The sequence below is a fragment of the Citrobacter sp. RHBSTW-00017 genome, assembly GCF_013797615.1.
Classification (GTDB): domain Bacteria; phylum Pseudomonadota; class Gammaproteobacteria; order Enterobacterales; family Enterobacteriaceae; genus Citrobacter; species Citrobacter braakii.
Genome location: NZ_CP056899.1, coordinates 4,713,027 through 4,736,528, shown reverse-complemented (window position 1 = coordinate 4,736,528; position 23,502 = coordinate 4,713,027). Strand labels below are relative to the sequence as shown.

The window sequence follows — 23,502 nt, the reverse complement described above, 5'->3', positions numbered from 1 at the left end:
GGTTGTAGATTGACTCTTGTTCCCTTCGCAGGTTTTAACCTGATCAGGTTCCGCGGATCCCGAATTAACGGTCTCAGCCTTTTCCACTCATGCTGCTGTGGAAAATAAGCACTCCGACAAGAAGTAACCTCAAAAAGAGGTAATGAATGTAAATTACGCGTTAATGTCGCAAATCTCAAGCAGGACGTTTGATCATGCCACTCTCGTGCATCGCATCAAAAACCAGCATGATCAGCTTATCTTCCAGCACGAACCGGGCTTCCAGCGCCTCGCCGATATCCGATAAGGCCTGTTGAAATTCAAGGAAGTTATCGTGATCAATGGCGGTCTCCAGACTGGAATCATAGTAGTCCATGATCAGTTGCGTATTGGCTTCCAGGAGCGGCCAAATTTTTGTGGCTTTTAAAAGCTGCCCGTTCCCTTCCAATTTATGGAGAATACGTTCATAAATACTGAAGTGTCCGGTGGAAAGGTAATCGACCAGGCTCTGGCAAAAATCATCCAGCGCCTTTTCATTGAGCCGCATGTACGATTCTTTGCCAGGCTTAATGCCAACCAGATTGTAGTAAGCCACGAGCAGGTGCTTACGTACATGTAGCCAGCGATCAACCAGTTTGTTACTTCCTCCGACGTGCTCCGTCAGGCTTTCCAGCTGGTTTAGCATGATTGACTCCGCAAGATGGTGTTTAGGAACGGCTCACCCGTAAATGTAAAAATAATGTAAACAACATGCCTGTGAAGCAAAGGTTGCGCAAGAGATATGGATCGTATAATTGAAAAATTAGATAGCGGCTGGTGGATTGTCAGTCATGAGCAAAAGTTATGGTTGCCTCATGGCGAACTGCCTTACGGCGACGCAGCAAGTTTTGATCTGACCGGGCAGCGCGCACTTCCTATAGGCGAATGGGAAGGGGAGACGGTCTGGCTGGTGCAGCAGCAGCGTCGGCACGATATGGGGTCTGTGCGCCAGGTCATTGACCAGGATGTTGGCCTGTTTCAACTGGCCGGACGCGGTGTACAACTGGCCGAGTTCTACCGCTCACATAAATTCTGCGGTTACTGCGGTCATCCCATGCACCCGAGTAAAACGGAATGGGCGATGCTGTGTAGCCACTGTCGAGAACGCTACTACCCGCAAATTGCCCCCTGCATTATCGTCGCTATTCGCCGTGACGACGCTATCCTGCTTGCCCAACATGTTCGCCATCGTAACGGCGTGCATACCGTGCTGGCGGGTTTTGTCGAAGTGGGCGAGACCCTCGAGCAGGCGGTGGCGCGCGAAGTCATGGAAGAGAGCGGCATTAAGGTGAAAAACCTGCGCTACGTCACTTCTCAGCCGTGGCCGTTCCCACAGTCTTTGATGACCGCATTTATGGCGGAGTATGATAGCGGCGAAATTGTGATTGACCCGAAAGAACTGCTGGAAGCGAACTGGTATCGCTACGACGATTTACCGCTCCTGCCCCCGCTGGGCACCGTCGCGCGTCGATTGATTGAAGATACTGTCGCCCTCTGTCGGGCAGAGTATGAGTGACACTCATGTTACACTGGCGTGAAACAGCTCAAGGAATGGAAAAATGACCGAACTGAAGAACGATCGTTATCTGCGTGCGCTGCTGCGCCAGCCCGTTGATGTCACTCCGGTATGGATGATGCGCCAGGCGGGCCGCTATCTACCGGAATATAAAGCCACGCGTGCCGAAGCGGGCGATTTTATGGCGCTGTGCAAAAATGCCGAGCTGGCCTGCGAAGTCACGCTGCAGCCGCTGCGTCGCTATAAGCTTGATGCGGCGATCCTCTTTTCGGATATCCTGACGATTCCCGATGCGATGGGACTTGGGCTGTATTTTGAAGCCGGAGAGGGCCCACGCTTTACCTCACCGATCGCCAGCAAGGCTGACGTCGACAAACTGCCGATCCCGGACCCGGAAGATGAGTTGGGGTATGTGATGAATGCGGTGCGCACTATCCGCCGTGAACTGAAAGGCGAAGTGCCGCTGATCGGCTTCTCCGGTAGCCCGTGGACACTGGCGACCTATATGGTCGAAGGCGGCAGTAGTAAGGCCTTCACCGTGATTAAAAAGATGATGTACGCCGATCCAAAGGCGCTGCATCTGCTGCTTGATAAGCTGGCGAAGAGCGTCACTCTGTACCTGAACGCGCAGATCAAAGCGGGCGCGCAGTCGGTAATGATTTTCGACACCTGGGGCGGTGTGCTGACCGGTCGCGACTATCAGCAGTTCTCCCTGTACTACATGCACAAAATCGTCGACGGCCTGATGCACGAGAACGAAGGTCGTCGCGTACCGGTGACGCTGTTCACCAAAGGCGGTGGTCAGTGGCTGGAAGCGATGGCGGAAACCGGCTGTGATGCGTTAGGTCTGGACTGGACCACTGACATTGCCGATGCGCGTCGTCGTGTAGGTCATAAAGTGGCACTGCAGGGCAATATGGATCCGTCCATGCTGTATGCGCCGCCAGCCCGCATCGAAGAAGAGGTGGCGACGATTCTGGCCGGTTTTGGTCAGGGTGAAGGCCATGTCTTTAACCTGGGCCACGGCATTCATCAGGATGTCCCGCCAGAGCATGCGGGTGTCTTTGTGGAGGCGGTACATCGGTTGTCTGAACAGTATCACCGCTAAGGAGTCATTATGGATCTTGCGTCATTACGCGCGCAGCAGCTTGAACTGGCCTCTTCAGTGATCCGCGAGGATCGCCTGAGGAGCGATCCGCCGGATCTGATCGGCGGGGCGGACGTTGGGTTCGAGCAGGGGGGCGAAGTGACGCGAGCCGCGATGGTCTTACTGAAGTACCCCTCGCTGGAACTGGTTGAATACACGGTGGCGCGAATCGCCACCACCATGCCCTACATTCCTGGCTTTCTCTCCTTTCGCGAAACACCCGCGCTGATGGCCGCCTGGCAGCAGCTTTCGCACAAGCCTGATCTGCTGTTCGTTGACGGTCACGGGATCTCTCACCCTCGCCGTCTGGGCGTAGCCAGCCATTTTGGCCTGCTGGTGGATGTCCCGACGATTGGCGTGGCGAAAAAACGGTTGTGCGGCAAGTTTGAGCCGCTCGCCGCCGAACCCGGAGCGTTAGCGCCGTTGTTGGATAAAGGCGAACAGCTGGCATGGGTTTGGCGCAGCAAAGCACGCTGTAACCCGCTGTTTATCTCTACGGGTCATCGCGTGAGCCAGGACAGCGCGTTAGCGTGGGTACAACGCTGTATGAACGGCTATCGTCTGCCGGAACCAACACGCTGGGCAGATGCGGTGGCATCCGAACGCCCTGCTTTTACGCGGCTTGCAGCAAAAACGCCCCATATCGGGTAAACTGCCGCTAATTTCCGTATTTGAGAACTCATCATGTTACAAAATCCGATTCACCTGCGTCTGGAGAAGCTGGAAAGCTGGCAGCACGTCACGTTTATGGCCTGTCTGTGCGAACGCATGTACCCCAACTACGCCATGTTCTGTAAGCAAACCGAATTTGGCGATGGACAAATTTACCGCCGAATTCTGGATTTGATTTGGGAAGCGCTGACGGTTAAAGACGCGAAAATCAATTTCGATAGCCAGTTGGAAAAATTTGAAGAGGCTATTCCTTCAGCAGACGATTACGATTTGTACGGCGTTTATCCGGCGATTGATGCCTGTGTGGCATTAAGCGAACTGATGCATTCGCGTCTTAGCGGTGAAACGCTGGAACATGCAATTGAGGTTAGTAAGGCTTCGATTACGACGGTTGCGATGCTGGAAATGACCCAGGCTGGTCGCGAAATGACCGATGAAGAGCTCAAAGAGAACCCGGCCGTTGAGCAAGAATGGGATATTCAGTGGGAAATTTTCCGACTTTTAGCCGACTGTGAAGAACGCGATATTGAGCTGATAAAAGGGCTTCGTGCAGACCTGCGCGAGGCTGGCGAGAGCAATATTGGTATAAATTTTCAGCAATGACACCATAAAACGTGATTTAACGCCTGATTTGTCGTGCCTGAAGGCTTCCCATCCGCCCCCGGTCTGGTCTACATTTGGGGGGCGAAAAAAAGTGGCTATCGGTGCGTGTATGCAGGAGAGTGCTTTTCTGGCATTTCCGTCGCACTCGATGCTTAGCAAGCGATAAACACATTGTAAGGATAACTTATGAACAAGACTCAACTGATTGATGTAATTGCAGACAAAGCAGAACTGTCTAAAACACAGGCTAAAGCTGCTCTGGAATCCACTCTGGCTGCTATTACTGAGTCTCTGAAAGAAGGCGATGCTGTACAACTGGTTGGTTTCGGTACCTTCAAAGTGAACCACCGTGCTGAGCGCACTGGCCGCAACCCGCAGACCGGTAAAGAAATCAAAATTGCCGCAGCTAACGTACCGGCATTTGTTTCTGGTAAAGCACTGAAAGACGCGGTTAAGTAATTCGCGTGGCAGTGAACAGTTTTATCGAAGGGGCGGTTTCGCCCCTTTTGTCTATCTGGCGTCATTCGCTTTGGCTTTCAGGTGTGCTGTTACTGTCTGCCTGTAGTCGCCACTCTGAGCTTCCTCCGTTCACGGCCAGCGGCTATGTTGGCGATCAGGGGGCGGTACGCATTTGGCGTAAAGATTCCAGCGACGATGTTCACTTGCTCTCGGTATTTAGTCCGTGGCGTAAAGGCGATACCGCCACTAGTGAATACCGCTGGCAGGGTGATTCGCTCTCGCTGATAGAACTCAACACTTACAGTAAACCACCGGAACATGTCCGTATACGCTTCGATGACCGGGGCGAACTGAGTTTCATGCAGCGTGAAGTCGATGGGCAAAAGCAGCAGCTTTCCAGCGATCAAATTGCGCTTTACCGCTATCGTGCCGATCAAATCCGCCAGACCAGCGATGCGTTGCGTCAGGGACGGGTGATATTGCGTCAGGGACGCTGGCATGCGAATAACACAGTCACGACCTGTGAAGGTGAAACACTGAAGCCCGATCTGGAATCGTGGGCGATAAACCACATTGAGCGCCGCCAGAGCCATTCATCTGTAGAAGTGAGTGTGGCATGGCTGGAAGCGCCCGAAGGGTCGCAGCTACTGCTGGTTGCTAATGAAGATTTTTGTCACTGGCAGCCTACTGCCAAAACCTTCTGAAAACCTGATGCCAGGACATCGGGCCAGATAAGGTGAGGCCGCCATCCGGCAAAAACCGTTTACCAGTGGCCCATTCCCATATGGCCGCCGCGATGGTTGCCGCCACCGCCGCACCCGCCGTAGCCCATTCCCGCTCCGCGAGGTACGCCTGCCTGGGCCATTGCGACATCGCGTTTAACGCGCTGCTCATCCAGTGACTGATTCAACGCCTCCATCTCCTTTGCCACGGCATTAATTTTTGCTGTGTCTGGCGAGCTGGCTGTTAGCAACGCGTTGTACTCATAACGTTTAGAGGTCAGCTGTTGGCGCAAAGCGCTGGTCTGCGAGTAGTAATCATCATAGATTTTCTGCGCGGTAGCCTGCTGCTCAGTGGTCATTGGCGTACCGCCTCGTTGCTGCATTCCATCACCATATCCCCAGTGATTCTGCGCCAGCGCCGGGGTAGAGCCCAACGCGATAAGAGAGAGTGCAATCAGCGCCAGTTTGTTGTTCCGTTTCATGGGTCGTTCTCCTGTTGGTTAGATTACATTTCCTATTGCATCTTCCGTGCCAAAGCGGCAATCCCGCTCCCGCGCGCGGTTGTAGTCGTGGCCTTCACAGGGCGACGAGTAAAAATGACTCGCCAGAACGCGCCGGCGGGTCATTTTTACCCGCTACTTTCAGCGGATTGTGTCTGAGGGCAGGGTTATCACGGAGAAAAAATGGCATGATTTCTGCTGTATACCTGCAACGATGAAAGGAACAGGTGGGATAAAGGGAGAGCGTATGCGTCTTTATAAGGACACGGCGGCCAAGTGGTTGAGCCGACTCTTGCTGGCGGCAATCCTGATTTTGGTCGGTTGGTTTTCGATTATGACCATTCGGGACTATGGGCGGGAAAGCGGTGCCGCGCGGCAAACGCTACTGGAAAAAGGCAGCGTGCTCATCCGCGCTCTGGAGTCTGGTACGCGCGTAGGTATGGGGATGCGCATGCATCATGCTCAACAGCAGACGCTGCTGGAGGAAATGGCCGTACAACCAGGCGTGCTATGGTTTGCCGTCGTTGACGATCATGGCGTCATTATTACTCATAGCAATTCCGCGATGGTCGGTAAAACGCTCTATTCACCGGATGTCCTGCGGCAATTAAGCCCCGGGGAACAAGAAAGCTGGCGGAATATTGACATGCCTACGGGGGACGGTGAAAAAACACCGGTCCTGGAAATTTATCGTCAGTTTCAGCCTATGTATGGTTCAGGACGTCATGGCATGGCGCGCTGTGCCAGCAATGACGGACAGCTTATTACCCCCGCACAAACCATATTTATCGCTTTTGATGCCAGCGATCTGGCTGCGACTCAGGCAAGAGAGTGGCGTAACACCCTGATTGTCCTGTCTGCGCTGGCGGCCGTGCTGCTGGCCACTGTGCTGACGTTCTTCTGGTATCAGCGCTATCAGCGCTCGTACAAAGAACTGCAGGATGCGATGAAGCGTAAAGAAAAACTGATGGCGCTCGGGCATCTGGCTGCCGGGGTCGCGCATGAGATTCGAAACCCGCTTTCATCGATCAAAGGTTTAGCGAAGTATTTTGCCGAACGAACTCCGGCTGGTGGCGAGTCGCATGAGCTGGCACAGGTGATGGCGAAAGAGGCGGACCGTTTAAATCGGGTGGTGAGCGAACTGCTGGAGCTGGTGAAACCTGCGCATCTGACGCTGCAACAGGTGGATCTCAATGAGGTCATCACCCACTCATTAAACCTGGTGAGTCAGGATGCGGCAAGCCGGGAAATCCAGCTACGTTTTTCGGCCAGTTCCACGCTGCCCGCTATTCAGGCCGATCCCGACCGACTGACTCAGGTTCTGTTGAATCTGTATCTGAACGCCATTCATGCGATTGGTCGTCAGGGCACGATTACGGTTGAAGCGAGTGAAAGCAGCGGCGATCGCGTTAAAATCGTGGTTATTGATAGCGGGAAAGGGATTGCCGCGGAACAGCTGGAGGCCATTTTTACGCCTTACTTCACGACTAAAGCGGATGGAACCGGCCTTGGGCTGGCGGTAGTGCAGAACATAATTGAACAGCACGGTGGTACCATTCATGTGGCAAGCGTTGAGGGCAAAGGCGCAACCTTTACCCTCTGGCTGCCAACCAACGCGAAACAACAGGATTAACAAGGATGACGCGCGGAAAAATCAATATTCTGGTGGTAGATGACGATATCAGCCACTGCACCATTTTACAGGCGCTGCTGCGCGGCTGGGGTTATGAGGTCGCGCTGGCCTATAGCGGGCAAGCGGCACTGGAACAGGTGCGTGAACGCGTATTTGATTTAGTGCTGTGCGATGTGCGTATGGCGGAGATGGACGGCATCGCAACGCTGAAAGAGATTAAAGCGCTGAATTCGGCGATTCCGGTATTGATCATGACGGCGTTCTCCAGCGTGGAGACCGCCGTTGAGGCGCTGAAAACCGGGGCGCTGGACTACTTAATCAAGCCGCTGGATTTTGATCGCCTGCAGGAGACGCTGGAAAAGGCGCTGGCGCATACGCGGGAAACGGGCGCTGAACTGCCGTCAGGGTCGGCTGCGCAGTTTGGCATGATTGGCAGCAGTCCGGCGATGCGGCAGTTGATCAATGAAATCGCGATGGTTGCGCCCTCGGATGCAACGGTGCTCATTCACGGAGACTCCGGTACGGGGAAAGAGCTGGTGGCCCGGGCGCTGCATGCCAGCAGTGCCCGCTGTGATAAACCGCTGGTGACGCTGAACTGTGCATCGCTTAATGAATCGCTGCTGGAGTCCGAACTTTTTGGTCACGAGAAAGGCGCGTTTACCGGTGCGGATAAGCGGCGGGAAGGGCGCTTTGTGGAAGCCGAAGGCGGCACGTTATTTCTTGATGAAATTGGCGATATCTCACCGCTAATGCAGGTGCGTCTGCTGCGGGCAATCCAGGAGCGGGAAGTGCAACGGGTTGGCAGCAACCAGACTATTGCGGTTGATGTCCGGCTGATCGCCGCCACACATCGCGATCTGGCGGAGGAAGTGAACGCCGGGCGCTTTCGTCAGGATCTCTACTATCGCCTGAACGTCATCACTATTGAAATGCCTGCGCTGTGCCAGCGCCGGGAAGATATTCCGCTGCTGGCCGAACATTTTCTCCAGCGTTTTGCCACACGTAACCGAAAAGCGGTGAAGGGCTTTACTCCGCAGGCGATGGATCTGCTGATCCACTATGACTGGCCGGGTAATATCCGTGAGCTGGAAAATGCGATTGAGCGTTCGGTGGTGCTGCTAACGGGGGAATATATTTCCGAACGCGAGCTGCCGATGGCGATTGCCGCGACGCCGATAAAAACGGAATACAGTGGCGAGATTCAACCGCTGGTGGATGTCGAAAAAGAAGTGATTCTGGCGGCGCTGGAAAAAACGGGCGGCAATAAAACCGAAGCCGCCCGTCAGTTAGGTATTACGCGCAAAACGCTGCTGGCTAAGCTCAGCCGTTAGTTTTGCTCACGTTCGATGGCGCGCCAGCCGATGTCGTTACGGCTGAAGCTGCCGTCCCAACGGATGTCGGTCATCAGGGCGTAGGCACGCTGCTGCGCCTCGGCAACGGTGTTGCCCAGCGCGGTGGCGCACAGGACGCGACCGCCGTTGGTCAGCACGCGATCGTCAGCAGACAGTTTGGTGCCCGCGTGGAACACTTTACCGTCAGCGACTTCTTCCAGCGGCAGGCCGTGGATCTCATCGCCAGTATTGTAGTTGCCCGGATAGCCGCCCGCGGCAATCACTACGCCCAAAGAGGCGCGTTCGTCCCACTCAGAGGTTTTCTCATCCAGCTTGCCATCACAGGCGGCAAGGCACAGCTCCACCAGATCCGATTTCATACGCAGCATAATCGGCTGGGTTTCCGGATCGCCGAAGCGGCAGTTGAACTCGATAACCTTCGGGTTGCCCTGTTTGTCGATCATCAGACCTGCGTACAGGAAACCGGTGTAAGTGTTCCCTTCCGCTGCCATGCCTTTTACGGTTGGCCAGATGATGCGTTCCATGGTGCGCTGATGAACGTCGTCAGTCACCACCGGTGCAGGTGAGTAAGCGCCCATACCGCCGGTATTCGGACCGGTATCGCCGTTGCCTACGCGTTTGTGGTCCTGGCTGGTGGCCATTGGCAGCACGTGCTCGCCGTCAACCATCACGATAAAGCTCGCTTCTTCACCGTCGAGGAACTCTTCGATAACGATACGGTGGCCCGCATCGCCAAAAGCGTTACCTGCCAGCATGTCATGAACAGCGGCTTCGGCTTCCTCCAGCGTCATCGCGACGATAACGCCTTTACCGGCGGCCAGGCCATCGGCCTTGATAACGATCGGCGCGCCTTTCTCACGCAGATAGGCCAGCGCAGGCTCAATCTCGGTGAAGTTCTGATACTCCGCCGTTGGAATGTTATGACGGGCAAGGAAATCTTTGGTGAAGGCTTTGGAGCCTTCCAACTGCGCTGCACCTTCGGTTGGGCCGAAGATTTTCAGACCGGCGGCGCGAAACGCATCGACCACGCCAATTACCAGAGGCGCTTCTGGGCCAACGATGGTCAGATCGATCTTCTCATTCTGGGCAAAGCTCAGCAGCGCCGGAATATCGGTCACGCCGATTGCCACGTTTTGCAGCGCAGGTTCCAGCGCGGTGCCCGCGTTGCCTGGTGCGACAAATACCGTTTCGACTTTTGGCGACTGCGCCGCTTTCCAGGCCAGCGCGTGTTCGCGCCCGCCGTTGCCAATCACTAATACTTTCATCGTCTGCTCCGTGGATTAATGGCGGAAGTGGCGCATGTCGGTGAACACCATCGCTATGCCGTGCTCGTCGGCGGCAGCAATGACTTCATCATCACGGATAGAACCGCCCGGCTGGATCACGCAGGTCACACCGGCGGCAGCGGCGGCATCAATCCCATCGCGGAACGGGAAGAAGGCGTCGGATGCCATAGAGGAACCTTGAACTTCCAGACCTTCGTCGGCGGCTTTAATTCCGGCGATTTTTGCGGAATATACGCGGCTCATCTGGCCTGCTCCTATGCCGATAGTCATGTTCTCTTTGGCGTAAACAATGGCGTTGGATTTTACAAACTTAGCTACTTTCCAGCAGAACAGCGCATCGCGCAGTTCCTGTTCGGTCGGCTGACGTTTGGAAACTACGCGCAGTTCACCTTCGCTCACCATACCCAGGTCACGATCCTGAACCAGCAGACCGCCGTTAACGCGTTTGAAGTCCAGGCCCGGCACACGTTGTGCCCACTGACCGCAGGTCAGCACGCGGACGTTCTGTTTGGCGGCGGTGATTTTCAGTGCGTCTTCGGTTGCGGATGGCGCGATGATCACTTCCACGAACTGACGGGAAATGATGGCTTGAGCAGTTTCGGCATCCAGTTCGCGGTTGAAGGCGATGATGCCGCCGAACGCGGAGGTCGGGTCGGTTTTATAGGCGCGGTCGTAAGCATCGAGAATAGAGGTACTGACTGCCACGCCGCACGGGTTAGCGTGTTTGACGATCACACAGGCTGGCTCGTTGAATTCTTTTACGCACTCCAGCGCCGCATCGGTATCGGCGATGTTGTTGTAGGAAAGTGCTTTGCCCTGTACCTGCTGCGCGGTGGCAACGGACGCTTCTTTAACATTCTCTTCTATATAGAAGGCAGCCTGTTGGTGGCTGTTCTCGCCGTAGCGCATATCCTGCTTCTTAATGAAGTTCAGGTTCAGTGTACGTGGAAAGCGACCGGCGGCTTCTTTGCTTTCGCCGTGGTAGGCCGGAACCATGCTACCGAAGTAGTTGGCGATCATGCTGTCGTAAGCGGCGGTGTGTTCGAAGGCTTTAATCGCGAGGTCGAAACGCGTGTCGAGGGTCAGAGAACCGTCGTTGGCATCCATCTCTTTAATAATGGCGGCGTAGTCGCTGCTCTTCACAACGATAGCCACATCTTTATGGTTCTTGGCAGCGGAACGCACCATCGTCGGGCCGCCGATATCAATGTTTTCTACCGCATCTTCCAGCGAGCAGCCTTCACGGGCAACGGTCTCGGCGAACGGGTACAGGTTAACAACCACCATGTCGATAGGTGCGATGCCGTGCTGTTCCATAATCCCGTCGTCCTGACCGCGACGACCAAGAATGCCGCCATGGACTTTCGGATGCAGGGTCTTTACGCGTCCATCCATCATTTCCGGGAAGCCGGTGTAATCGGAAACTTCGGTCACTGGCAGGCCTTTCTCAGCCAACAGGCGCGCAGTGCCACCTGTAGACAGCAGCTCCACACCGCGTGCGGAAAGTGCCTGAGCGAATTCGATGATACCGGCCTTGTCAGAAACACTGAGCAGAGCGCGGCGGACTGGACGACGTTGTTGCATGGTAAATCCCCTGGATTTGACTATTACAGAGAGCGTTAGGTGAATTCTTGGCTAAAAACTCAGCTAACGCCCCTTACGGGGCATCCTTGTTGTGCGGGGGCATTGTAACGAAAACGTTTGCGCAACGCTCGCGAATTTTTAATTTTCGATTTTGACCTCTTCTTTTTCCGTTGAAGGATGCTTATATAAACAGAGAAGTGCACAAACGATCGTGTGGTTTGTGGATAACTCTGTGTGTAAATGGGTATAAGGCGGGGTTTTGCTGTGGAATGCAGCGGTCAGTCATTTTTCTGCAATTTAAGGGTTGCGGGCCGCGGGAAACTCCCTATAATGCGCCTCCATCGACACGGCGGATGTGAATCACTTCACACAAACAGCCGGTTCGGTTGAAGAGAAAAACCTGAAAATGAGGGTTGACTCTGAAAGAGGAAAGCGTAATATACGCCACCTCGCGACAGAGCGCTAAAGCGCGTCGCAACTGCTCTTTAACAATTTATCAGACAATCTGTGTGGGCACTCGAAGATACGGATTCTTAACGTCGCAAGACGAAAAATGAATACCAAGTCTCTGAGTGAACACGTAATTCATTACGAAGTTTAATTCACGAGCATCAAACTTAAATTGAAGAGTTTGATCATGGCTCAGATTGAACGCTGGCGGCAGGCCTAACACATGCAAGTCGAACGGTAGCACAGAGGAGCTTGCTCCTTGGGTGACGAGTGGCGGACGGGTGAGTAATGTCTGGGAAACTGCCCGATGGAGGGGGATAACTACTGGAAACGGTAGCTAATACCGCATAACGTCGCAAGACCAAAGAGGGGGACCTTCGGGCCTCTTGCCATCGGATGTGCCCAGATGGGATTAGCTAGTAGGTGGGGTAACGGCTCACCTAGGCGACGATCCCTAGCTGGTCTGAGAGGATGACCAGCCACACTGGAACTGAGACACGGTCCAGACTCCTACGGGAGGCAGCAGTGGGGAATATTGCACAATGGGCGCAAGCCTGATGCAGCCATGCCGCGTGTATGAAGAAGGCCTTCGGGTTGTAAAGTACTTTCAGCGAGGAGGAAGGTGTTGAGGTTAATAACCGCAGCAATTGACGTTACTCGCAGAAGAAGCACCGGCTAACTCCGTGCCAGCAGCCGCGGTAATACGGAGGGTGCAAGCGTTAATCGGAATTACTGGGCGTAAAGCGCACGCAGGCGGTCTGTCAAGTCGGATGTGAAATCCCCGGGCTCAACCTGGGAACTGCATCCGAAACTGGCAGGCTAGAGTCTTGTAGAGGGGGGTAGAATTCCAGGTGTAGCGGTGAAATGCGTAGAGATCTGGAGGAATACCGGTGGCGAAGGCGGCCCCCTGGACAAAGACTGACGCTCAGGTGCGAAAGCGTGGGGAGCAAACAGGATTAGATACCCTGGTAGTCCACGCCGTAAACGATGTCGACTTGGAGGTTGTGCCCTTGAGGCGTGGCTTCCGGAGCTAACGCGTTAAGTCGACCGCCTGGGGAGTACGGCCGCAAGGTTAAAACTCAAATGAATTGACGGGGGCCCGCACAAGCGGTGGAGCATGTGGTTTAATTCGATGCAACGCGAAGAACCTTACCTACTCTTGACATCCAGAGAAGTTTGCAGAGATGCGAACGTGCCTTCGGGAACTCTGAGACAGGTGCTGCATGGCTGTCGTCAGCTCGTGTTGTGAAATGTTGGGTTAAGTCCCGCAACGAGCGCAACCCTTATCCTTTGTTGCCAGCGGTCCGGCCGGGAACTCAAAGGAGACTGCCAGTGATAAACTGGAGGAAGGTGGGGATGACGTCAAGTCATCATGGCCCTTACGAGTAGGGCTACACACGTGCTACAATGGCATATACAAAGAGAAGCGACCTCGCGAGAGCAAGCGGACCTCATAAAGTATGTCGTAGTCCGGATTGGAGTCTGCAACTCGACTCCATGAAGTCGGAATCGCTAGTAATCGTGGATCAGAATGCCACGGTGAATACGTTCCCGGGCCTTGTACACACCGCCCGTCACACCATGGGAGTGGGTTGCAAAAGAAGTAGGTAGCTTAACCTTCGGGAGGGCGCTTACCACTTTGTGATTCATGACTGGGGTGAAGTCGTAACAAGGTAACCGTAGGGGAACCTGCGGTTGGATCACCTCCTTACCTTAAAGAAACGTTCTTTGTAGTGCTCACACAGATTGTCTGATGAATGATGAACTTCTGAATGTACTTTCGAGTGCATTAAGAAGTTTTGCTCTTTAAAAATCTGGATCAAGCTGAAAATTGAAACGACACACTGTTTCATTTCTCCGTAAACAAGAAATGAAAAGCGGTGTGTCCGAGTCTCTCAAATTTTCGCAACACTGAAGTGTTTTACGAAACATCTTCGGGTTGTGAGGTTAAGCGACTAAGCGTACACGGTGGATGCCCTGGCAGTCAGAGGCGATGAAGGACGTGCTAATCTGCGATAAGCGTCGGTAAGGTGATATGAACCGTTATAACCGGCGATTTCCGAATGGGGAAACCCAGTGTGATTCGTCACACTATCATTACGTGAATACATAGCGTAATGAAGCGAACCGGGGGAACTGAAACATCTAAGTACCCCGAGGAAAAGAAATCAACCGAGATTCCCCCAGTAGCGGCGAGCGAACGGGGAGCAGCCCAGAGTCTGAATCAGCATGTGTGGTAGTGGAACGGTCTGGAAAGTCCGGCGATACAGGGTGACAGCCCCGTACACAAAAGTGCATGTGTTGTGAACTCGAAGAGTAGGGCGGGACACGTGGTATCCTGTCTGAATATGGGGGGACCATCCTCCAAGGCTAAATACTCCTGACTGACCGATAGTGAACCAGTACCGTGAGGGAAAGGCGAAAAGAACCCCGGCGAGGGGAGTGAAAAAGAACCTGAAACCGTGTACGTACAAGCAGTGGGAGCCTCTTTATGGGGTGACTGCGTACCTTTTGTATAATGGGTCAGCGACTTATATTCTGTAGCAAGGTTAACCGAATAGGGGAGCCGAAGGGAAACCGAGTCTTAACTGGGCGTTAAGTTGCAGGGTATAGACCCGAAACCCGGTGATCTAGCCATGGGCAGGTTGAAGGTTGGGTAACACTAACTGGAGGACCGAACCGACTAATGTTGAAAAATTAGCGGATGACTTGTGGCTGGGGGTGAAAGGCCAATCAAACCGGGAGATAGCTGGTTCTCCCCGAAAGCTATTTAGGTAGCGCCTCGTGAACTCATCTTCGGGGGTAGAGCACTGTTTCGGCTAGGGGGTCATCCCGACTTACCAACCCGATGCAAACTGCGAATACCGAAGAATGTTATCACGGGAGACACACGGCGGGTGCTAACGTCCGTCGTGAAGAGGGAAACAACCCAGACCGCCAGCTAAGGTCCCAAAGTCATGGTTAAGTGGGAAACGATGTGGGAAGGCACAGACAGCCAGGATGTTGGCTTAGAAGCAGCCATCATTTAAAGAAAGCGTAATAGCTCACTGGTCGAGTCGGCCTGCGCGGAAGATGTAACGGGGCTAAACCATGCACCGAAGCTGCGGCAGCGACACTATGTGTTGTTGGGTAGGGGAGCGTTCTGTAAGCCGTTGAAGGTGTGCTGTGAGGCATGCTGGAGGTATCAGAAGTGCGAATGCTGACATAAGTAACGATAATGCGGGTGAAAAACCCGCACGCCGGAAGACCAAGGGTTCCTGTCCAACGTTAATCGGGGCAGGGTGAGTCGACCCCTAAGGCGAGGCCGAAAGGCGTAGTCGATGGGAAACAGGTTAATATTCCTGTACTTGGTGTTACTGCGAAGGGGGGACGGAGAAGGCTATGTTAGCCGGGCGACGGTTGTCCCGGTTTAAGCATGTAGGCGGAGATTCCAGGTAAATCCGGAGTCTTGTTAACGCTGAGGTGTGATGACGAGGCACTACGGTGCTGAAGTAACAAATGCCCTGCTTCCAGGAAAAGCCTCTAAGCATCAGGTAACACAAAATCGTACCCCAAACCGACACAGGTGGTCAGGTAGAGAATACCAAGGCGCTTGAGAGAACTCGGGTGAAGGAACTAGGCAAAATGGTGCCGTAACTTCGGGAGAAGGCACGCTGATATGTAGGTGAAGTGATTTACTCATGGAGCTGAAATCAGTCGAAGATACCAGCTGGCTGCAACTGTTTATTAAAAACACAGCACTGTGCAAACACGAAAGTGGACGTATACGGTGTGACGCCTGCCCGGTGCCGGAAGGTTAATTGATGGGGTTATCCGTAAGGAGAAGCTCTTGATCGAAGCCCCGGTAAACGGCGGCCGTAACTATAACGGTCCTAAGGTAGCGAAATTCCTTGTCGGGTAAGTTCCGACCTGCACGAATGGCGTAATGATGGCCAGGCTGTCTCCACCCGAGACTCAGTGAAATTGAACTCGCTGTGAAGATGCAGTGTACCCGCGGCAAGACGGAAAGACCCCGTGAACCTTTACTATAGCTTGACACTGAACACTGGTCCTTGATGTGTAGGATAGGTGGGAGGCTTTGAAGTGTGGACGCCAGTCTGCATGGAGCCAACCTTGAAATACCACCCTTTAATGGCTGGTGTTCTAACGTAGACCCGTGATCCGGGTTGCGGACAGTGTCTGGTGGGTAGTTTGACTGGGGCGGTCTCCTCCTAAAGAGTAACGGAGGAGCACGAAGGTTAGCTAATCCTGGTCGGACATCAGGAGGTTAGTGCAAAGGCATAAGCTAGCTTGACTGCGAGAGTGACGGCTCGAGCAGGTGCGAAAGCAGGTCTTAGTGATCCGGTGGTTCTGAATGGAAGGGCCATCGCTCAACGGATAAAAGGTACTCCGGGGATAACAGGCTGATACCGCCCAAGAGTTCATATCGACGGCGGTGTTTGGCACCTCGATGTCGGCTCATCACATCCTGGGGCTGAAGTAGGTCCCAAGGGTATGGCTGTTCGCCATTTAAAGTGGTACGCGAGCTGGGTTTAGAACGTCGTGAGACAGTTCGGTCCCTATCTGCCGTGGGCGCTGGAGAATTGAGGGGGGCTGCTCCTAGTACGAGAGGACCGGAGTGGACGCATCACTGGTGTTCGGGTTGTCATGCCAATGGCATTGCCCGGTAGCTAAATGCGGAAGAGATAAGTGCTGAAAGCATCTAAGCACGAAACTTGCCCCGAGATGAGTTCTCCCTGACCCTTTAAGGGTCCTGAAGGAACGTTGAAGACGACGACGTTGATAGGTCGGGTGTGTAAGCGTAGCGATACGTTGAGCTAACCGATACTAATGAACCGTGAGGCTTAACCTTACAACGCCGAAGATGTTTTGGCGGATGAGACATCGAAATTCAGCTTGATTACAGATGACATCGACAGACCCGAGAGGTGTGTTGATAAACAGAATTTGCCTGGCGGCTGTAGCGCGGTGGTCCCACCTGACCCCATGCCGAACTCAGAAGTGAAACGCCGTAGCGCCGATGGTAGTGTGGGGTCTCCCCATGCGAGAGTAGGGAACTGCCAGGCATCAAATAAAAGCGAAAGGCCCGGTCGAAAGACCGGGCCTTTTGTTTTATCTGTGGTCTGTCGGTGAGTGCTCTCCTGAGGAGGACAAATCCGCCGGGAGCGGATTTGAACGTTGCGCAGCAACGGCCCGGAGGGTGGCGGGCAGGACGCCCGCCATAAACTGCCAGGCATCAAACAAGTGAAGAAGCCCATCCTGCCGGATGGGCTTTTTTTGCGTCTGCAGGGAGTGAGAACTGCCGGATGCAGCGTACCATTTTATCCAGCCCATCATGTTGTAACCGGTGTTCAGGCCTGAGAAGCGCAGCACACCAGGCTCTCCCGGCAGCACATTGCCTGTTGCGCGAACGACGAATAGCATTCTCCTTTTTTCTTTACTGCACTAATCTACAGCAAGGAGCCGTGAAACTTTCTCAACTTGAGGATGCAGGCTCGACATTCGCATGATTCCTGGGTATCTTCAGCTATCTGGATGTCTAAACGTTTAAACGTATGTAGTGAGGTTATCAGGTTATGCCAATTCGCGTGCAGGACGAGCTACCCGCCGTCAATTTCTTGCGTGAGGAAAACGTCTTTGTGATGACGTCATCTCGCGCTTCTGGTCAGGAAATTCGTCCACTGAAGGTGCTCATCCTCAACCTGATGCCCAAGAAGATTGAAACGGAAAACCAGTTCCTGCGTTTACTCTCTAACTCACCGCTGCAGGTAGATGTTCAGCTATTGCGCATTGATGCCCGCGAGTCACGCAACACCCCTACGGAGCATCTGAATAACTTTTACTGTAATTTCGAGGATATCTGCGATCAGAACTTTGATGGGCTAATCGTGACCGGCGCGCCGTTGGGTCTGGTTGAATTTAATGACGTGGCTTACTGGCCGCAGATTAAACAAGTGCTTGAATGGGCGAAAGATCATGTTACATCGACGCTCTTTGTCTGTTGGGCGGTGCAAGCTGCATTAAATATCTTGTACGGAATTCCCAAGCAAACCCGTACGGATAAACTCTCAGGCGTCTATGAGCACCATATTCTTCATCCTCATGCGCTGCTGACGCGTGGATTTGATGATGCGTTCCTGGCCCCGCATTCGCGCTATGCCGATTTTCCTGCTGCCCTTATCAGGGACTACACCGATCTCGAGATTTTTGCCGAAACAGAAGAGGGAGATGCCTACCTGTTTGCCAGCAAAGATAAACGTATCGCCTTCGTAACGGGCCATCCTGAATATGACGCCCATACACTCGGCAGTGAATATTTTCGTGACGTCGAAGCGGGCTTAACGCCGGAAGTGCCCTATAACTACTTCCCAAAAGATGACCCGCAAAATAAACCGCGGGCAACCTGGCGTAGCCACGGCAATCTGTTGTTTACCAACTGGCTCAACTATTACGTTTACCAGATCACGCCATATGATCTACGTCACATGAATCCAACGCTGGATTAATCTTCTGTAACAGACGATCCTTAAGCGTTTCAGCATGTTGAATCAGGCACCTTCGGGTGCCTTTTTTATTTCCGAAACGCACCTCACTGTGTAATTAAATTTTATTTATATTGTTATCAATAGGTTAATTGATAATTAAATTAAAAATGGAAATTGTTTTTGATTTTGAAATTTAAATGAGTAGTCTTAGTTGTGCTGAACGAAAACCGCACAACGATCCTTCGTTCGCATTGGGGATGTGTTTGGATCAATGACGAGGAACTACGCAATGAATCAACAGGCAACGACAACCGATGAACTGATCTTCACCAGGCCGCGTGGCGAACAGGAACAGCAGATTCTGACCGCTGAAGCGGTGGAGTTTCTGACCGAGCTGGTGACAAGATTTACGCCAAAGCGGAATAAACTTCTGGCTGCACGTATCCAGCAGCAGCAGGATATTGATGACGGTAAGTTGCCTGACTTTATTTCGGAAACAGCTTCCATTCGTGAAGGTAACTGGAAAGTTCGCGGTATTCCTGATGATTTACTGGATCGCCGTGTAGAGATTACCGGACCGGTTGAGCGCAAGATGGTTATCAACGCGCTGAACGCGAACGTCAAAGTCTTTATGGCTGATTTTGAAGATTCGCTGGCTCCTGAGTGGAGCAAAGTTATCGACGGGCAGATCAACTTGCGCGATGCAGTCAATGGCACCATTAGCTACACCAACGAAGCCGGTAAAATTTATCAACTCAAACCCAATCCGGCCCTGTTAGTGTGCCGCGTTCGCGGTCTGCATCTGCCGGAAAAACACGTCACCTGGCGTGGCGAATCGATCCCGGGCAGCCTGTTCGACTTCGCCCTCTATTTCTTCCACAACCACAAAACGTTGCTAGCAAAAGGCAGTGGCCCTTATTTCTATCTACCCAAAACGCAGGCCTGGCAAGAAGCGGCATGGTGGAGCGAAGTGTTCAGCTATGCAGAGGATCGCTTTAATCTGTCGCGCGGCACAATTAAAGCGACCCTGCTGATTGAAACGCTGCCAGCCGTTTTCCAGATGGACGAAATTCTGCACGCGCTGCGTGACCACATTGTGGGCCTGAACTGCGGTCGCTGGGACTACATTTTCAGCTATATCAAAACCCTAAAGAACCACCCGGATCGCGTGTTGCCGGATCGTCAGGTGGTGACGATGGATAAGCCATTCCTCAGTGCGTATTCGCGTCTGCTGATTAAAACCTGTCATAAACGCGGCGCGTTCGCGATGGGCGGCATGGCCGCGTTCATTCCCAGCAAAGATGCGGAACGTAACAACCAGGTTCTGACCAAGGTAAAAGCGGACAAAGCGCTGGAAGCCAATAACGGTCATGACGGCACATGGATTGCCCATCCAGGACTGGCAGATACCGCAATGGCGGTGTTCAACGACGTACTCGGTGAAAACAAAAATCAGCTGTTCGTGACCCGTGAAGAAGATGCGCCGATTACCGCAGAACAATTGCTGGCACCCTGTGAAGGTGAGCGTACTGAAGAAGGTATGCGTGCCAACATTCGTGTCGCGGTGCAGTACATCGAAGCGTGGATCTCCGGTAATGGCTGCGTACCGATTTATGGTCTGATGGAAGATGCGGCCACCGCCGAAATCTCTCGTACTTCCATCTGGCAGTGGATCCACCACCAGAAAACGCTCAGCAACGGCAAACCGGTTACCAAACCGTTGTTCCGCCAGATGCTGGCCGAAGAGATGTTGGTGATTCAGGACGAACTGGGGGAACACCGCTACAGCAGCGGGCGTTTTGACGATGCCGCGCGCCTGATGGAGCAAATCACCACTTCCGACGAGTTAATTGACTTCCTGACGTTACCGGGCTACCGCCTGTTGGCCTAATTTACCCACAATTTATCCTAATGGAGCATCTGCACATGAAAACCCGTACTCAACAAATCGAAGAATTACAGCAAGAATGGACTCAACCGCGTTGGGAAGGAATCACCCGCCCCTACAGCGCGGAGGAAGTGGTGAAATTACGTGGCTCGGTCAACCCGGAATGCACGCTGGCGCAGCTTGGCGCGGCGAAAATGTGGCGTCTGCTACACGGCGAATCGAAGAAAGGTTATATCAACAGCCTCGGTGCGCTGACTGGTGGTCAGGCGCTGCAGCAAGCGAAAGCTGGTATTGAAGCGGTCTACCTTTCAGGCTGGCAGGTGGCGGCAGATGCCAACCTGGCGTCCAGCATGTATCCGGATCAATCGTTGTATCCAGCGAACTCCGTTCCGGCGGTGGTGGACAGGATCAATAACACATTCCGTCGTGCCGATCAGATCCAATGGTCAACCGGTATTGAGCCGAACGATCCGCGCTATGTGGATTACTTCCTGCCGATCGTTGCCGATGCGGAAGCGGGTTTTGGCGGGGTACTGAACGCGTTTGAACTGATGAAATCGATGATTGAGGCTGGTGCAGCGGCCGTTCACTTCGAAGATCAGCTCGCATCGGTGAAAAAATGTGGTCACATGGGCGGTAAAGTCCTGGTGCCGACTCAGGAAGCTATCCAGAAACTGGTGGCAGCCCGTCTGGCTGCAGACGTTATGGGCGTTCCGACGCTGGTGATTGCGCGTACCGATGCTGACGCAGCCGATCTGATTACGTCTGATTGCGACCCATACGATAGCGAGTTCATCACTGGCGAACGTACCAGCGAAGGGTTCTACCGTACGCATGCGGGCATTGAGCAGGCGATCAGCCGTGGCCTGGCTTACGCACCGTATGCGGATCTGGTGTGGTGTGAAACCTCCACGCCGGACCTCGAACTGGCGAAGCGCTTTGCCGATGCTATTCATGCGAAATTCCCAGGCAAACTGCTGGCCTACAACTGTTCGCCATCGTTTAACTGGCAGAAAAACCTGGATGACAAAACCATTGCCAGCTTCCAGCAACAGCTGTCCGATATGGGTTACAAATACCAGTTCATTACGCTGGCGGGTATTCACAGCATGTGGTTCAACATGTTCGACCTCGCGCATTCCTATGCGCAGGGTGAAGGCATGCGCCACTACGTTGAGAAGGTTCAGCAGCCGGAATTTGCGGCGGCTAAAGATGGTTACACCTTCGTGTCCCATCAGCAGGAAGTAGGGACAGGCTATTTCGACAAAGTAACCACCATCATTCAGGGCGGCACTTCTTCAGTGACCGCGCTGACCGGCTCGACTGAAGAATCGCAGTTTTGATCAATGCCCGGTGGCACTGCGCTTACCGGGCCTACGAAGGGATGTAGGCCGGATAAGCGAACGCGCCATCCGGCATGACATTGTGCCGGATGGGAGAAATTGATGACGCGTGGCCTGGAATTACTGATTGCTCAGACGATTTTGCAAGGTTTCGACGCCCAGTACGGGCGTTTTCTGGAAGTGACCTCCGGCGCGCAGCAGCGTTTTGAACATGCCGACTGGCACGCGGTTCAGCAGGCGATGAAAAGCCGTATCCACCTTTACGATCATCATGTGGGTCTGGTGGTGGAGCAACTGCGCTGCATTACTGATGGCAAAAGTACCGACGCGGATTTTTTACTTCGCGTGAAAGAGCATTACACCCGGCTATTGCCAGATTACCCACGCTTCGAGATTGCGGAGAGTTTCTTTAACTCCGTCTATTGCCGGTTATTTGACCACCGCTCGCTGACTCCCGAGCGACTGTTTATTTTCAGCTCTCAGCCAGAGCGCCGTTTTCGCACGATCCCACGCCCGTTGGCGAAAGACTTTTTTCCCGATACCGGCTGGGAGTGGCTGCTTACGCGCGTCCTCAGCGATCTGCCCTTGCGTCTGCCGTGGCAGAACAGACATCGGGATATCCACTACATCATCGAACACCTGACCGAAACGCTGGGGGCGGATGTGTTGCAGCGCAGTCATTTGCAGGTGGCGAACGAACTGTTTTATCGCAACAAGGCCGCCTGGCTGGTCGGTAAGTTGATTACCCCTTCCGGGACGCTGCCGTTTTTACTGCCAATTCACCGTACTGACGAGGGCGAACTGTTTGTCGATACCTGCCTGACCACGACGGCGGAAGCCAGTATCGTGTTTGGCTTCGCCCGCTCGTATTTTATGGTTTACGCCCCGCTGCCCGCCGCGTTAGTGGAGTGGCTGCGCGAGATCCTGCCCGGTAAAACCACCGCTGAATTGTATATGGCGATCGGCTGTCAGAAACACGCGAAGACCGAAAGTTACCGCGAATATCTGCTCTATCTTGCCCATTGCGATGAGCAATTTATCGAAGCGCCGGGGATCCGCGGCATGGTGATGCTGGTATTTACCCTGCCAGGCTTCGACCGCGTCTTTAAAGTCATCAAAGACAAATTTGCGCCGCAAAAAGAGATGTCGGCCGCCCACGTCCGCGCCTGTTATCAACTGGTCAAGGAGCACGATCGTGTCGGGCGGATGGCTGATACTCAGGAGTTCGAGAACTTTGTGCTGGATAAACGGCAAATCGATCCGTCGCTGATGGCGCTGTTGCTACAGGAAGCCCCGGAAAAAATTACCGATCTCGGCGAGCAGATTGTCATTCGCCATTTGTATATCGAACGACGGATGGTGCCGCTGAATATCTGGCTGGAGCAGGTCGAAGGCCAGCAACTGCGCGATGCAATTGAAGAGTACGGCAATGCCATTCGTCAGCTGGCCGCCGCCAATATTTTCCCCGGCGATATGCTGTTTAAGAACTTCGGCGTGACTCGCCACGGGCGCGTGGTGTTCTACGACTACGATGAAATTTGCTACATGACTGAGGTGAATTTCCGCCATATCCCGCCGCCGCGCTACCCGGAAGATGAGATGAGCGCTGAACCGTGGTATAGCGTATCCCCGGGGGATGTCTTCCCGGAAGAGTTTCGTCACTGGCTATGCGCTGACCCGCGTATCGGGCCGCTATTTGAAGAGATGCATGCTGACCTGTTCAGCGCCGACTACTGGCGAGGTCTGCAAACGCGGATCCGTGAAGGGCACGTGGAAGATGTTTACGCCTACCGGCGCAAACAGCGGTTTTGCATCAGATTTGCGGCTTGATGTCCGGCAACCCT

17 protein-coding genes, 3 rRNA genes and 1 riboswitch are annotated in these 23,502 nt (G+C 53.6%); of the genes, 15 read left to right on the top strand and 5 right to left on the bottom strand.

What is annotated here, in order from left to right; all coding sequences use genetic code 11:
- Window positions 1-3: 3 nt before the first annotated feature.
- Window positions 4-126: riboswitch (TPP riboswitch) on the bottom strand.
- Window positions 127-175: 49 nt separating this feature from the next.
- On the bottom strand, window positions 176-664 hold the full coding sequence (locus HV037_RS22840; RefSeq protein ID WP_016155311.1) for an Rsd/AlgQ family anti-sigma factor: 489 nt from the start codon (window positions 662-664) through the stop codon (window positions 176-178).
- Window positions 665-760: 96 nt separating this feature from the next.
- Between HV037_RS22840 and nudC the strand changes: the two genes are divergently transcribed.
- The 6 genes from nudC to HV037_RS22810 all read left to right on the top strand — a co-directional run bounded on the left by nudC (window position 761) and on the right by HV037_RS22810 (window position 5,119).
- Window positions 761-1,534 (top strand): NAD(+) diphosphatase, encoded by a 774-nt coding sequence (nudC, locus tag HV037_RS22835; protein ID WP_103284367.1) that lies wholly within the window; start codon window positions 761-763, stop codon window positions 1,532-1,534.
- A gap of 43 nt (window positions 1,535-1,577) precedes the next feature.
- Window positions 1,578-2,642 carry a uroporphyrinogen decarboxylase gene (hemE, locus tag HV037_RS22830; protein WP_103284366.1) on the top strand — a complete coding sequence of 355 codons (1,065 nt, stop codon included), beginning with the start codon at window positions 1,578-1,580 and terminating at the stop codon, window positions 2,640-2,642.
- Window positions 2,643-2,651: 9 nt separating this feature from the next.
- Entirely contained in the window at window positions 2,652-3,332 is a 681-nt protein-coding gene (nfi, locus tag HV037_RS22825; protein ID WP_103284365.1) for a deoxyribonuclease V, read from the top strand.
- 33 nt (window positions 3,333-3,365) lie between these two features.
- The gene (locus HV037_RS22820; RefSeq protein WP_003842015.1) at window positions 3,366-3,956 is read left to right on the top strand and encodes a YjaG family protein; all 591 of its coding nucleotides are present in this window, start codon (window positions 3,366-3,368) and stop codon (window positions 3,954-3,956) included.
- A gap of 186 nt (window positions 3,957-4,142) precedes the next feature.
- The gene (gene hupA / locus HV037_RS22815) at window positions 4,143-4,415 is read left to right on the top strand and encodes a nucleoid-associated protein HU-alpha (protein WP_001044509.1); all 273 of its coding nucleotides are present in this window, start codon (window positions 4,143-4,145) and stop codon (window positions 4,413-4,415) included.
- Window positions 4,416-4,426: 11 nt separating this feature from the next.
- The gene (locus HV037_RS22810; RefSeq protein WP_103284481.1) at window positions 4,427-5,119 is read left to right on the top strand and encodes a DUF1481 domain-containing protein; all 693 of its coding nucleotides are present in this window, start codon (window positions 4,427-4,429) and stop codon (window positions 5,117-5,119) included.
- Window positions 5,120-5,178: 59 nt separating this feature from the next.
- Here HV037_RS22810 and zraP read toward each other — a convergent pair whose 3' ends face one another.
- Window positions 5,179-5,619 carry a zinc resistance sensor/chaperone ZraP gene (gene zraP / locus HV037_RS22805; RefSeq protein WP_101701278.1) on the bottom strand — a complete coding sequence of 147 codons (441 nt, stop codon included), beginning with the start codon at window positions 5,617-5,619 and terminating at the stop codon, window positions 5,179-5,181.
- A 265-nt stretch (window positions 5,620-5,884) separates the two neighbouring features.
- Between zraP and zraS the strand changes: the two genes are divergently transcribed.
- Together zraS and zraR are read left to right on the top strand one after the other, a co-directional pair.
- Window positions 5,885-7,270: a two-component system sensor histidine kinase ZraS gene (gene zraS / locus HV037_RS22800; protein WP_019078472.1), complete on the top strand. Its 1,386-nt coding sequence runs from the start codon at window positions 5,885-5,887 to the stop codon at window positions 7,268-7,270.
- Window positions 7,271-7,275: 5 nt separating this feature from the next.
- Window positions 7,276-8,601: a sigma-54-dependent response regulator transcription factor ZraR gene (gene zraR, locus HV037_RS22795; RefSeq protein WP_049043230.1), complete on the top strand. Its 1,326-nt coding sequence runs from the start codon at window positions 7,276-7,278 to the stop codon at window positions 8,599-8,601.
- On the opposite strand, the gene purD is transcribed toward zraR, so the two are convergent.
- Window positions 8,598-9,887, bottom strand: a complete 1,290-nt coding sequence (gene purD, locus HV037_RS22790) for a phosphoribosylamine--glycine ligase (protein ID WP_016157951.1) — start codon at window positions 9,885-9,887, stop codon at window positions 8,598-8,600. The genes zraR and purD overlap by 4 nt on opposite strands.
- A gap of 15 nt (window positions 9,888-9,902) precedes the next feature.
- Window positions 9,903-11,492 carry a bifunctional phosphoribosylaminoimidazolecarboxamide formyltransferase/IMP cyclohydrolase gene (gene purH / locus HV037_RS22785; protein ID WP_016155320.1) on the bottom strand — a complete coding sequence of 530 codons (1,590 nt, stop codon included), beginning with the start codon at window positions 11,490-11,492 and terminating at the stop codon, window positions 9,903-9,905.
- 619 nt (window positions 11,493-12,111) lie between these two features.
- Between purH and HV037_RS22780 the strand changes: the two genes are divergently transcribed.
- The 3 genes from HV037_RS22780 (at window position 12,112) to rrf (ending at window position 17,008) form a co-directional block, all read left to right on the top strand.
- Window positions 12,112-13,653, top strand: a 16S ribosomal RNA gene (locus HV037_RS22780).
- Between the two features lie 234 nt (window positions 13,654-13,887).
- Window positions 13,888-16,794: ribosomal RNA gene (locus HV037_RS22775) — 23S ribosomal RNA — on the top strand.
- Window positions 16,795-16,892: 98 nt separating this feature from the next.
- Window positions 16,893-17,008, top strand: a 5S ribosomal RNA gene (gene rrf, locus HV037_RS22770).
- The 16S, 23S and 5S rRNA genes sit together here, the layout of an rRNA operon.
- Window positions 17,009-17,054: 46 nt before the next feature.
- Here rrf and HV037_RS22765 read toward each other — a convergent pair.
- On the bottom strand, window positions 17,055-17,366 hold the full coding sequence (locus HV037_RS22765; RefSeq protein WP_103284364.1) for a hypothetical protein: 312 nt from the start codon (window positions 17,364-17,366) through the stop codon (window positions 17,055-17,057).
- 152 nt (window positions 17,367-17,518) lie between these two features.
- On the opposite strand from HV037_RS22765, the gene metA reads away from it, so the two are divergent.
- The 4 genes from metA to aceK all read left to right on the top strand — a co-directional run bounded on the left by metA (window position 17,519) and on the right by aceK (window position 23,488).
- Window positions 17,519-18,448: a homoserine O-succinyltransferase gene (gene metA, locus HV037_RS22760; RefSeq protein ID WP_016155321.1), complete on the top strand. Its 930-nt coding sequence runs from the start codon at window positions 17,519-17,521 to the stop codon at window positions 18,446-18,448.
- A 268-nt stretch (window positions 18,449-18,716) separates the two neighbouring features.
- Window positions 18,717-20,318 (top strand): malate synthase A, encoded by a 1,602-nt coding sequence (aceB, locus tag HV037_RS22755; protein WP_103284363.1) that lies wholly within the window; start codon window positions 18,717-18,719, stop codon window positions 20,316-20,318.
- Window positions 20,319-20,353: 35 nt separating this feature from the next.
- The gene (gene aceA / locus HV037_RS22750) at window positions 20,354-21,658 is read left to right on the top strand and encodes an isocitrate lyase (protein ID WP_049268477.1); all 1,305 of its coding nucleotides are present in this window, start codon (window positions 20,354-20,356) and stop codon (window positions 21,656-21,658) included.
- Window positions 21,659-21,760: 102 nt separating this feature from the next.
- Window positions 21,761-23,488 carry a bifunctional isocitrate dehydrogenase kinase/phosphatase gene (gene aceK, locus HV037_RS22745; RefSeq protein WP_016155427.1) on the top strand — a complete coding sequence of 576 codons (1,728 nt, stop codon included), beginning with the start codon at window positions 21,761-21,763 and terminating at the stop codon, window positions 23,486-23,488.
- Window positions 23,489-23,502: the final 14 nt, after the last annotated feature.